The sequence below is a fragment of the Nostoc sp. genome (assembly GCF_036917555.1).
GTDB lineage: Bacteria > Cyanobacteriota > Cyanobacteriia > Cyanobacteriales > Nostocaceae > Nostoc.
This window is the reverse complement of the sequence record NZ_JBALDD010000050.1, coordinates 74,977-85,569: the sequence shown is the minus strand read 5'-3', so window position 1 is coordinate 85,569 and position 10,593 is coordinate 74,977. Positions and strand designations below refer to the sequence as shown.

Below are 10,593 nucleotides of genomic sequence, written 5' to 3'. Positions count from 1 at the left end.
TATTTCGGCGTACTCATTTGTTATTTCGGCGTACTCATTTGTTATTTCGGCGTACTCATTTGTTATTTCGGCGTACTCATTTGTTATTTCGGCGTACTCATTTGTTATTTCGGCGTGTCCATAACGCACCCTACAAAACTACTAAAAGAGTTGAAACCTATGCTAGTCATACTTGTGTATACACCCTAGCCCTTTGGGAGAAGGGGAGACGCCAAGGGCATAGCGAAGCGTAAAGCCTTCTCTTTCAGAGACGCTAACGCGAACGGCATGGCAACTCTTAGAGACGCACTCACGAACGCTTAGAGCGAGTCCGCGTTCGCGCAGCGTCTCGCAGAGAGCGTCACGAGCATCATTATGAATTACGAATTAGTTATGATATTCCAGTTGACTTTTAGATAGCCAGGTTCAATGTGGGTAAAGTGTTTGCTCAATTGCTGATGTGCTTTTGGTAGCGCGTGGAACGGAATTGATGCGTATAAATGATGCTCTGCATGAAATGGCATATTCCACATGAAAAATCGCACAGGCCAGAGGGTTAGCGTTGTCCGCGTGTTTGTAAGCAGATTGGCGTCAAGAGTGCAACCTGTATGTTCTGCCAGCAAAATGAAACGGAGAATTGGCTGACCGACAAGCAGGGGTAGGAGCCAATAGAGGAAAAACCAAGGCTGATTAACTACAATTGAAAGAGCGATCGCACCTACATAAATACCTAATTGCCAACGTGTAGAACGAATAACTTCGGCTCGTGCGGCTTCTGGCACAAATGGAAAATTGTCAAATTGACCAGTCGCAACCTGAAAATGCCCGTGTATTTTACCCCACCACCACGGTAAACCACTAATTATCAACAAGTATTTGCCCAGGTTACTCGGTTTGGGATCGGTCAATTCTGGATCTTTGTCAGGAACGCGAGTGTAACGGTGATGCCATTTATGATAACGACGAAAGAAAGTGCTGTTGTAAAATGAGAGTAAGCCGGAAAACCAAGCTACAGCATTATTTAATCGATTGTTAGCGAAAGCCGTTCTGTGAACGCATTCATGCATTGGTGCAAACATCGAAGCCAGACTGAAGCCGTAAATTACCAGTGCTGGTATAGCCAGTGACCAATTGCCAAAATTTGTTGCCCATAGGTAGCCACTGCAAACCATGACTATGAGGTGCAAAACCAGTTGAATTAGCCCTTTGCTGTTGGAGCGATCGTTTAGAAGACTTAATTCCTGTACACTGAGAATTTGACAGACGTTTTGCTTGTTATCAGCTTTGTCATCCAATAATTCAGATTGAATAATTGCGTCAGACATAATTGAAACTCTATAGAGTGTTGCTGAAATTAAGTATAAATTTGCTTCTTTGAGAATCCAAAATGGTATTAGCTGACCACACCAGCGCGAAAAATTTGTTCTGCGGTTAAATTCAACTCTGGCAAAGTTGGCGATTGGATACGGTCATTACCTCGAAATTTATTAATTAAATACTCACCTTCTTCTAAACAGCAAACCAAGATAGTAGGTTGTTTTGGCTTGCCAATGAATTTGCTACCGCCCAATGCGGCATACTCAACAATCCAGTATTCAGAAATTCCTATTTGTTCATAGTCAGCGTATTTTTTGTGGTAATCATCACGCCAATTACTACTCACTATTTCCACTACTAAAGGAATAGATGCAGCAAGGCTTACAGTAGATGCTTTTTTCCACTGAGGTTAACTACTGAACGATAGAAAAATTCTGCTTCGTTAGACATAATATTGATAGCGGAATAATTTAAATTTTTTTTCACAAAGTTTATTGGTAAATTTATACATTTCATACAAATTATACACTATTAAAACATTTATTCAAACATGAATTTAACAATAGAATGTTATCGTAAAAATTGTTGGTAAATTTTTTTAGCAGGTCAAATAAATACTTGATATTGATGATGCTGCCATGAAAGCTAGTGCTTTTAATATACTAGTACAGCACAGCGTAATTAAAGCACACATTCCCAATCAACGAAACGCTTATGCTGTATACCTGTTTGAATGCGTAAATTTTGAATTCCGCCTTGCGGTACTAGTTACTGCAATTAAAGCTGCTAAGGGAGTAAATACTTTCAAAGGTAATAGCACGTTACCTGTTTTTTTGCCTACTGATCAGACGTTTACTGAACTTTAAGCAAACATACATAAATGTACTGTTTAAGGTTTTTCCAAAGTTTAAGAAAATCTCAATTTTGTAACTGTGAAGCATATAAATAATAGATTTCCTACTAATCATTCCTTTCTTCAAGGGCTACGAGTACTCGTTGTAGATAATGATGTCAATTTCTGCAATTCGTTGACGCCAATGTTGCAATCTTATGGTATGAAGGTGCAAGCAGCATTTTTAGGAGAGCAAGCTCTGGAAATATTTGTGCAATGGCAACCTGATGTCCTCTTGAGTGATATTTCCTTGCCAAATGAGGATAGCTATACTCTGATTCACCAAGTAAGAACACTTATGGGAGAACGAGGTAAAGTAGTACCAGCGATCGCTTTGACAGGCACTGTAACAGAAGATATGTATCAACACGCTCTTTTAGCTGGGTTTAGTCTATGCTTTGCTAAACCCGTAGTTATTGATGATTTCGTTGCTGTACTTGGCATTTTAGCAATTGCTAATAATCCTCATCTTCATGCTAACTAGCTTTAATTAATGTCTGAGATAGAGTAATTTAAATTTTGAGAAGTAATGATATGGGTCATTTATTGGTAGGGATAATTATTTTGGAAATGCTACTAACGAACTTGATAAATGATAGGATTAATCTCAGGAGTTATAAAATGTGTGTTTTAAATCAATTAGTTTTGCTTTTGAGTAGCGGAATTATTGGTATTGGATTTATATTAGCTTCTTACTTGCTGGCACTGACTTGGATTTAAGAAACTTAAATTGTTTATAGTTTCTATTTTGGGAATATTAAGATAAAAATAAAAACTTGCTAAGTTACCCTTTGTTGACGCTAAGGCGAAAATCGAGAAAATGAGAACTAGGCGTGATTTAAGAACTGAATTCATGGAATTAGCCTTAATTTATTTAATTTCTACTTAAACTATTATTAAATACAGGGCAAGTAAGCAAACTGACCTAAAACATAAACCTGATCTGCCAAACCATTGCAGTGCTAAACTTCATTCTATGACATCCGATCAACCCTCTGAGCAACCTGTATCTGAATCTACCGTTAATGAAGTGTTTGACATAGAGCAGCAAGACAATATAGATGCTTTATTTCCTATCGTTGGCATTGCCGCCTCTGCGGGTGGATTAGAGGCATTTACGCAGTTGCTCAAATATTTGCCTACCGATACAGGGATGGCATTTGTGCTAATTCAACACTTAGACCCTAACCACAAGAGTCTGTTGAGCGAGATTCTGGGAAGAACAACTCAAATGCCTGTCAGTGAAGTGCAAGACGGCGTGACTGTAGAACCTAATAAGGTCTACATTATTCCGCCTAACACTAAGATGATGTTGTCTGGTGGGGTGTTGCAACTCACGCCGCGAGAGAAAGTTCAGGGGAAATATATGCCTGCTGATGCCTTCTTTACATCATTAGCAACAGATCGAGCGAACAAAGCGATCGCAGTGGTTTTATCTGGGGCGGATGGAGACGGTTCACTGGGGCTGAAGGCAATCAAGGCAGCCGGAGGCGTGACTTTTGCTCAGTGTGAAGACACGGCAAAATTTGATAGTATGCCTAGTACTGCTGTTGCCACTGGGAATGTTGATTTTATTCTGCCGCCTCAAAAAATCGCCGAGGAACTGGTAAACCTCAGTCACAATCCTTTTATTTCTGATTTATTGCCACCGATCACAATTGAGAAGTTGCCCGAACAGGGGGATGCCCTGGCGACTATATTTGTGTTATTGCGATCGGCAGTTAGTGTTGACTTTAGCCACTACAAGCCCAACACGCTTGAGCGCCGAATTCAGCGGCGAATGCTGTTGTACAAAATTGAACGATTGGAAGATTATGCCCAGTATTTGCAAGAGAATCCGAGTGAAGTCAAGGCGCTTTATGAAGAAATTCTGATCCACGTTACCTATTTTTTCCGTGACCTCGAAGTATTTCAACTGTTGAAAGATCGAGTCTTTCCCAACATTACGCAAAACAAGTCCGTAAAGTTTCCCATTCGGATTTGGGTGGCAGGGTGTTCGACGGGCGAGGAAGTCTATTCAATCGCCATCTCCTTGTTGGAGTTTTTGTCGAATAAAGTAACCCGGACGCTGATCCAGATTTTTGCCACAGACATTAGTGAGATGGCAATTGAAAAAGCAAGATCCGGCATTTATACAGAAAATCAAATGGTGGAGATTTCACCAGAGCGCCGCCGCCGATTTTTTAATGCCATTGAGGGCGGTGGATATCAAATTAACAAAACTGTCCGCGAACTGTGTGTGTTTGCCCGACAAGACTTGGGCAGTGACCCCCCTTTTTCTAACTTAGATTTAATTAGCTGCCGGAATGTACTGATTTATTTGGACGAAACGTTGCAAAAACGGATACTGCCCATCTTTCATTACAGTCTCAACCCGACTGGCTTTCTGCTACTAGGAACTTCAGAAGGCACAGGTAAATATTCAGAGTTATTTACTTGCATTGACAAGAAGTATAAAATCTATACCAAGAAGCTAACCGGAAATCATCCAATTCTTTCGTTCGTTACCAGCAATTATCCGGTAGTAAAAGCGGACCAACCTAACAAGGTGTTTGAGAATCCATTGGATGACTTTGACTTAGAGAAAAAAACTGACAAACTGATCTTGAATCACTATGCCCCAGTGGGTGTGGTGATCGACACCAACATGGACGTGCTGCAATTTCGGGGAGAAATTGATCTCTACCTCAAACTTGCACCTGGGAAACCGAGTCTCAACTTATTCCAAATGGTGCGCTCCGGCTTGCTCGTCGAGCTACGCACCACAATTTATCAGGCACAACGGCAAAAAATTCTAGTTAGAAGGGAAGGGTTACGGATTCAAGAGGGTAAGCTTTCAAAAATCGTCAATCTTGAGGTGATTCCATTCAAGTCTGGGACTGGCGAAGAACTCTACTTTCTGGTTTTATTTGAACAAGCTCCACCCTTGGTTAGCAACCTCAGTTCTTTTAATCTTGAAAGCCAAGAGCAGCCAGACTTAGAGAGTGAGATTGTTCGGCTCAGGCTTGAACTTGCAACCGCCAAGCAAGAGCAGGCTGCGACTCAAGAGTATCTGCAAACGGTGATCCAACAGCAGGAACACATCAATCAAGACTTGAAAGTTGCCAATGAAGAAATCCTCTCTAGTAATGAAGAATTACAAAGCACCAATGAGGAGCTAGAAACTGCCAAAGAAGAGATTCAGGCAACCAACGAAGAACTCAACATAACCAATGAAGAACTTCGCTCTCGAAATCTGGAATTACACCAAGTTAACAACGATCTCACAAATTTGCTTGGCAGTATCAATATCCCAATTTTGATGTTGACTTCTGACTTACGCATTCGACGTTTCACGCCAATGGCGCAACGGCTTTTCAATTTCATTCCCGCCGATGCTGGACGACCCTTAAGCGACATCAGAGCTAATCTGAATATTCCTGACTTAGAACCTCTAATTTTGGAGGTGCTTGACACACTCAGCATCAAAGAATTAGAAGTGCAAACCCAAGGGGGACATTGGTACAACCTCCGCATCCGTCCTTATCGCACCATAGAAAACCAGATTGACGGTGTAGTGTTGGTGTTAATAGATATTGATATTCTTAAACGCACTGCAGCAACATTAGAGCAAGCCCGGAATTACGCTGAAGGGATTGTAGAGACAGTACAAGTGCCGTTAATCGTGCTTGATTCTGATTTGCGGGTAAACAAAGCCAATCGCTCGTTTTATGAAACGTTTCAGGTTTCACGATCGCAGACAGCGCAATCTCTGATTTTTGAGTTAGGGAACGGTCAGTGGAACCTGCCTGGACTGCGATCGCTCCTAGAAGACATTCTCATCAACGATACCAGTATTGAAAACTTGGAGGTGGAGCATAGTTTTGAGCAAATTGGGCAGAAAACCATGCTGCTCAATGGTTGGAAAATTATTCAACAGGGAGATGCTCAAAGGATTTTGCTGGCGATTGAAGATATCACCGATCGCAAACAGTTTGAGTTAGAGCGATCTGAGTTACTAGCACAGGAGCAGTTAGCCCGTCAACAGGCGCAAATCGCCAACCGAGCTAAAGATGAATTCCTGTCAAACCTCTCCCATGAACTTCGTAACCCACTCAATACTATACTGGGCTGGGCGCAACTTTTCCGCACCCGCGATTTAGATTCTTCAGCAGTCAATCGTGCCTGGGAAGTGGTGGAGAGGAGTGCTAGGATGCAAGCTCAGTTAATCGATGATATGCTCGATATCTCCCGGATTACGAGTGGAAAGCTTCATTTAAACACTCGTCTAATCGATCTAGTTTCAGTAGTGAATGCCGCCATTGAGTCTGTCCAATTTTCCGCAGAAGCGAAAAGCATTCAAATTGTTTTACAGTTGAACTCGGCGATAGTTGTCGGAGATTTTGAGCGTTTACAGCAAGTTATGTGGAATTTACTTTCTAACGCGATTAAGTTCACTCCAGCCGGTGGGCAAGTGGAAATCACGCTCCAAGCTCTATATACTCACGCCCAAATTCGAGTCAGCGACACAGGAATTGGCATCCCGGCAGACTTGCTGCCTTATGTGTTTGAGCGCTTCCGCCAAGGAGATTCCAGCAGCGCCAAAACAAGTCAGGGACTTGGATTGGGCTTGTCAATCGTCCGTCATATTGTAGAACTTCACGGTGGAACAGTTGAAGCGCAAAGTCCAGGCGAGGGACAAGGAACCACAATGATCATCAGGCTGCCTCTGCGCTCAATGCCGTTGGAAATTACACCGCCAACTTATTTAGAGCCGAGCATTTTGTCAGAGACTCTGGATACATTAGATGGTAGGATTCCATCCCTTACCCTTAAAGGGTTATGCATCTTGGCTGTAGACGATCAAGCGGATAGCCGCGACTTAATCAAGTGGATGTTAGAAGACTTCGGGGCTGAAGTAGTAGTTGTGACATCGGCAAGGGAAGCGATCGCAGCTCTAACCGAATCTCCTGGCAAATATGATCTGCTTCTAGCAGATATTGGAATGCCAGAGGAGAATGGTTACTCCCTGATTCGTCAGGTGAGAGAGCTTGAAGCTGAAGCTGGGGGACAAATTCCGGCAGCGGCAATCACTGCCTATGCCACTAAGCAAGAGCGGCAAGAGGCAATTGATGCTGGTTTCCAAATGCATCTAGCTAAACCGATTGATCCTATTCAATTAGTATTGATGATTGCAAATTTGACTGGACGAGTTACAGATAATTCGTAATACTTCGGCTACGCTCAGTACAACTTCGTAATTTGTAATTGAGGGTACTGTTGTCAAATATAGCAATATAATATTTGATTTTTGAAAATGCCCAGTGTCCAAATCCCCGGCTTCTTTAAGAAGTCGGAAATCTAATTTTTCACAAATTATTTAGGACTGCTATATATCATGCTTCAATAAATGTTTTAATTACGTATAAATTATATAATTTGCATCTAAAACATTCTAAAGTTATAGATGAGATTTGATATATTTACTTAAAAAGATACAAAACATATTTAATTTATTTTATTAAAACAGAAAGTATCAACTATAAATTGAGGAATCAAAAGCATGACTGCAACCTTCATGAAGCTGCCTAAATTTCGCAATACTCAATGGGTAAGCTTTGTTGGTGGAGAAGGGATTGTACGCAGCTACACCCCTGAATCTGGCACATGGACGTATCTCATTGAGATGGTATTAGGGCTAGAGCCTGAGTTTGGCAGAGTTGGTGCGGAAACGATGATACTCCTCACTGAGGCAGATTTGCGGATGACATAATCAGGCTTTTAACAAGGCTATAACCTAGTATTCCTCTCATCCGTTAGCTGACTTAGTAGAGTTTTGTGTAAAAGCCTAGCTTTTTAATGTAAGCCAACGCATTAACAATGCATAAAAATGCATTGGCATTGTAGGGTATTGCCTTTCATTAATTAGCTACGAATTGAATGAAAGGTAATATTTAGTACAGGGTTCATGTAAATACAAACACCCAAGTATTTTTAAGGAAGATTTGTGACAGTTGAATCATTTAACTCTACCTCAATAAATAGAAAAACACTCGTATTGAGTAGGAGAAATGTAGCCTTTTTTGCTACCATTCATGCTCTAGCCCTGCTTGCTCCCTGGTATTTTTCCTGGTCAGCGTTGGGTGTGGTGATGTCTGCAACAAGCCGCTTCTATACGTTCCCTGCGGGACGCTGACACGAATGCGCAGCACAGCGTGTTACAGACAGACGCACTCGCGTTTGCGTCTACGCACTTTATTGGTTGTTCGGCAGTTTGATTCGGGGATTTATAGCAGTTCTCGCTTGGGTGCAGTACAGTTTTGACCTCTCTCCTAAAAGGAGAGAGGCTTTGAATTTTACTCCCCAACGCTAGAAGGGAAGGGGCTGGGGGTTAGGTCTGGATTCAATGCAATTGAGAACCGCTATAAACCCCGACTCAAAATATGCTACGACAAGACGTAGGGATCTTAAACCCTTGAATGTACGATAAAAGCTTTAATATTGCAGAAAAATTCATAAACAAAGAGAGTTTTTCTCGCCACCTCATCAAGGAGTTCTAAGTGGCAGATACTGTTAATAAGAAAAAGATTTTAGGAAAAGCAACTCAGAAGGTATCTAATCAAAAATCCGGTTTTACAGATACCACGCTTGAAGCGACCCATCCACTTACTGTTGATAAAAACTGCATCCCCAATCAAGGCGATCGCGGTCGAGTGATTGTTTTCATTGATGGCTCGAATCTGTTTTATGCAGCTTCACACCTCAATATTGAAATTGATTACATCAAACTGTTGGATTATTTGACAGCTAGAGATTACCTGGTTCACGTTTTTTTCTACACGGGCTACGATCCGACGAACGAGAAGCAGCAAGGGTTTCTCCAGAGGATGCGTCACAACGGCTTCCGCGTCATTACTAAAGCAGTGACACAGTTGAGGAATAATGCCAAAAAAGCCAATCTGGATGTAGAAATTGCGGTGGATATGGTCAGGCTGGCTCAACATTGCGATACAGCTGTGTTAGTCAGCGGTGATGGAGATTTTGCTTATGTGGTGAATACCATTGCTAGTCAAGGAGTTCGGGTTGAAGTGGTCGGGTTGCGATCGATGACCAGTACTAACCTTATTGATGTTGCTAACTGTTATACCGACCTCGCAGCCATTCAACAAATTGTTCAAAAGCTTGACAACAGTGTTTGCCAACAATTGGCTATTTCCCAAGGGTGAGCCTATAACTACTCCAGCTGATCTTCCTCGATTATGGCAATGGTTCGTTTCGTGGCAAAGCCGTTGAGAATGATATCTCGAATTAAAGACACCTCTTTATCCAAATTCATTGCATGATCCTCATATTTTGTTACGGCATTAGCCAAATTGTAGTTTCTCATCCGTTCTGCCATTTGACGGGAGAATGTAACCTTTTCCTCCATTGCCCGCACAGCCGACCACAGCGCATTTTCGAGATTCTGAGTTTGCTCTGACAGGAACACACTAGCTGTAAAAGAATGCCCTATGTGACAGCGAAACCGTAGCGGCTCTCCTTTGCCAATTTGCCAGATGCTGCCGTTGCATTCAGGGCAGGTGTAAGTCGTTCGAGTCCCGATCGCTTCTACATTCTCCAAAAGCTCTTGGGTATTCATCTGCTGTTCAGCAATTTTGGATTCAATTTCGATTTCTTCGGTCACGGGGTATGCCTCCTCGTTGGCGGCGGGTTCCTTTGACAACTGCACTAGCAAGTCTGGGATTTCTGCAAGCGGCAGGCAGTAATCGACCTTCACATACCGCAAGGCACTCTTTACCATGCTGGGATATTCTGCTTCCTTTGGGTCTTGAACGATCGCCACTCCGCCCCGTTTTTTGATTGCCTGCAAGCCCACCGTGCCATCATCAAGATAGCCAGTAAGTACCACACCTACCACCCTTGTACCATAAGCGCGGGCGGCTGAACGAAATAACGCATCGATCGCGGGGCGAAAGCGGTTTTCTTGAGGCCCGCGCACGACACGCATCAAGCCTTGATTGACCAACAGGTGATAATCGGGCGGTGCGACATAGATTCGCCCGGTTTGAATTGACTCTCCATCTGCCGGGTGAGATACTGGGAGAGAGCCTACATCTGTAAGAATTTGGGGGAGAATGCTGGGTTGATCTGGTGCGAGGTGCTGAACAATGAAGAGGACGGCATTAATGTCAGCAGGCAGAGCGCCCAAGATTGCGCCCAGCACTTTGAGTCCACCTGCGGAAGTGCCAATAACAATAATGTTGTGTTCAAGCATAGATACCTTTTTTTATTGAACAAAAGCAGGGCAATGTTATTTATCTCTTCTAAATAATTAAACATCTTCTGTATGAAGATGCGTTAAACCATATTTAAGTATAGGAAAGAAAAGGGTTTGGCGCAGCCTCACAAAGAAATGGTATAACATC

The 10,593-nt window shown here is 42.4% G+C and carries 8 protein-coding genes and 2 pseudogenes; 7 read left to right on the top strand and 3 right to left on the bottom strand.

What is annotated here, in order from left to right; genetic code table 11:
• Positions 1–233: hypothetical protein (locus V7K60_RS19915; RefSeq protein ID WP_334927597.1), on the top strand; the 233-nt coding region annotated here is incomplete at its 5' end.
• A gap of 126 nt (positions 234–359) precedes the next feature.
• On the opposite strand, the gene V7K60_RS19910 is transcribed toward V7K60_RS19915, so the two are convergent.
• Complete coding sequence (locus V7K60_RS19910; protein ID WP_334927595.1) at positions 360–1,304, bottom strand: fatty acid desaturase family protein; 945 nt, start codon at positions 1,302–1,304, stop codon at positions 360–362.
• Positions 1,305–1,372: 68 nt separating this feature from the next.
• Positions 1,373–1,705: pseudogene (locus V7K60_RS19905) on the bottom strand (Uma2 family endonuclease); the annotation flags it as partial.
• A gap of 229 nt (positions 1,706–1,934) precedes the next feature.
• On the opposite strand from V7K60_RS19905, the gene V7K60_RS19900 reads away from it, so the two are divergent.
• The 6 genes and pseudogenes from V7K60_RS19900 (at position 1,935) to V7K60_RS19880 (ending at position 9,393) form a co-directional block, all read left to right on the top strand.
• A complete protein-coding gene (locus V7K60_RS19900; RefSeq protein ID WP_334927593.1) occupies positions 1,935–2,162 on the top strand; it encodes a hypothetical protein in 228 nt (75 codons plus the stop codon).
• A 66-nt stretch (positions 2,163–2,228) separates the two neighbouring features.
• Positions 2,229–2,672, top strand: a complete 444-nt coding sequence (locus V7K60_RS19895) for a response regulator (protein ID WP_334927592.1) — start codon at positions 2,229–2,231, stop codon at positions 2,670–2,672.
• A 492-nt stretch (positions 2,673–3,164) separates the two neighbouring features.
• The gene (locus tag V7K60_RS19890) at positions 3,165–7,397 is read left to right on the top strand and encodes a chemotaxis protein CheB (protein ID WP_334927590.1); all 4,233 of its coding nucleotides are present in this window, start codon (positions 3,165–3,167) and stop codon (positions 7,395–7,397) included.
• Positions 7,398–7,730: 333 nt separating this feature from the next.
• Positions 7,731–7,940 carry a hypothetical protein gene (locus tag V7K60_RS19885; protein ID WP_334927589.1) on the top strand — a complete coding sequence of 70 codons (210 nt, stop codon included), beginning with the start codon at positions 7,731–7,733 and terminating at the stop codon, positions 7,938–7,940.
• Positions 7,941–8,204: 264 nt separating this feature from the next.
• A pseudogene (locus tag V7K60_RS35340) lies at positions 8,205–8,321 on the top strand (acyl-CoA desaturase); the annotation flags it as partial.
• 406 nt (positions 8,322–8,727) lie between these two features.
• Positions 8,728–9,393, top strand: coding sequence for a LabA-like NYN domain-containing protein (locus tag V7K60_RS19880; protein WP_334927587.1), 666 nt, complete (start codon positions 8,728–8,730; stop codon positions 9,391–9,393).
• Positions 9,394–9,401: 8 nt separating this feature from the next.
• On the opposite strand, the gene V7K60_RS19875 is transcribed toward V7K60_RS19880, so the two are convergent.
• A complete protein-coding gene (locus V7K60_RS19875; RefSeq protein ID WP_334927585.1) occupies positions 9,402–10,442 on the bottom strand; it encodes a chemotaxis protein CheB in 1,041 nt (346 codons plus the stop codon).
• Between the last annotated feature and the right edge of the window lie 151 nt (positions 10,443–10,593).

Coding starts and splice junctions, on each gene's coding strand:
- V7K60_RS19910 (WP_334927595.1), bottom strand. CDS start 1,304: ATGTCTGACGCAATTATTCAATCTGAATTATTGGATGACAAAGCTGAT.
- V7K60_RS19875 (WP_334927585.1), bottom strand. CDS start 10,442: ATGCTTGAACACAACATTATTGTTATTGGCACTTCCGCAGGTGGACTC.
- V7K60_RS19890 (WP_334927590.1), top strand. CDS start 3,165: ATGACATCCGATCAACCCTCTGAGCAACCTGTATCTGAATCTACCGTT.
- V7K60_RS19885 (WP_334927589.1), top strand. CDS start 7,731: ATGACTGCAACCTTCATGAAGCTGCCTAAATTTCGCAATACTCAATGG.
- V7K60_RS19900 (WP_334927593.1), top strand. CDS start 1,935: ATGAAAGCTAGTGCTTTTAATATACTAGTACAGCACAGCGTAATTAAA.